This is a genomic window from Bacillus sp. AFS018417 (genome assembly GCF_002560985.1).
Lineage (GTDB): Bacteria > Bacillota > Bacilli > Bacillales > Bacillaceae_G > Bacillus_A > Bacillus_A rhizoplanae.
Genome location: NZ_NTTM01000096.1, coordinates 1 through 1,448, shown reverse-complemented (window position 1 = coordinate 1,448; position 1,448 = coordinate 1). Strand labels below are relative to the sequence as shown.

Sequence of the window (1,448 nt, the reverse complement as noted above, 5' to 3'; positions counted from 1 at the left end):
CCATAATAAAATCCCCTCCAAGTAAAAGTGTAACATCCATGTGTATTCATGGTCTTTTTACACTGTCTACCTTAAGGGGATAATATCAATTTGGGTGTCTTTTCCTATTGAATTGATACTTCCATCCGCATAATTTTTCTCCATCTGCACATACTACAGTTAGGCTACCCCATGTACTTGCATCCTGTAGGCCTATTTTTCCCTCTCCAAGGGTGAGCAGTTAGCTTTTGCTAGCTGCTCTTTTATTAAGAAAACAAGACCTTTAATCTTTCTTACATATTTTCTAGAGAGAATGCACATTTTACCTATATGCCGTTCGAACTAGCGGCTTCACTCTTCTTGCAATGAGGAAACCATTTATCTAATGGGCAACCCATTGAACCCACAGGCAGGCAAAGAATCTTTGCCTGCTATTTTTTGTATAGCTTTTTTTGATTTGAATCATACTATTCGTGAGCCAGTTTACCAATACGAGTCATTTGAGCACTTTGAAAATCTTCCTAAGTTATTCTACTCCTCATAGGACAAGCAATTTAGCTTGTCCTGTTTGCAATTAAAGCTATATTTTTCATTTTCCTATTCTCTATATTTAAAATTTATTTTTTGTATTAAAAACAAAAGTTTGCAACATTATAAAAATGTTCCTCACTAATATGTGAGCACAAAAGGAGGATTTTAAAATGGACAAACAAACAGAGAAAAAAATTGAAGCCGTGGCACGTAAAGCTGCTGATTTGGAAGTTTCACAAGAGTTAACTAGCCTTAAAAATCAAATTCAACAGTTACAACATTCTTTATCTCAAGCATCTCAAGGGCAACAACAAGGGCAACAACCACAGCAAGGGTTACAACAGGCTAATCAACTAATGCAACAACTTCAACAATTTAGTCAACAATCTCAACAACAAATGCAACAAGCTGATCAACAACTGCAGCAAACTATTCAACAAGCTATTCAAACACTGAATCAAGGATTACAGTATCTACAGGCTAATCAAACACTAAGCCAAGTAAATCAAGCTATTTCTCAAGCTCAATCACAAATAGGTGGTCAACAAGGACAGCAAATGGGCGGCCAACAAGGGCAACAAATGGCTAATCAACAAAATCAGCAAATGAGCAATCAACAACAATTTCATTAAGATTTCTTCTAGTAACACAAGAAACAATACGTTTTCTGTATTTTATATAAAAATGAGCAAATTCCAATTTCTTTTTGTTAACTACTATAAATATTAGATAAAAATATACAAATTCTTAGAAGAGTACTTATATAAGTGCTCTTTTTTATATAGAGACTTTCTACAAAATAGTGCTTTCATTCAATCTTCTGCCATTCTCTTCACAGCAATTAACACATCATCCAATGTTCTTTTATCTCCTGTGATCTCTCTATCTGTTTCAGTATGCCAAACGATATTCTCTAATTGTCCTATTAAAAAAATGTT

Annotated in this window: 1 protein-coding gene; it reads left to right on the top strand. The window is 34.1% G+C overall.

Features of this window, described 5'->3' with window-relative positions; translation table 11 throughout:
• The first annotated feature begins 680 nt into the window (after positions 1-680).
• Positions 681-1,142, top strand: a complete 462-nt coding sequence (locus CN326_RS23260) for a hypothetical protein (RefSeq protein WP_098311315.1) — start codon at positions 681-683, stop codon at positions 1,140-1,142.
• Positions 1,143-1,448: the final 306 nt, after the last annotated feature.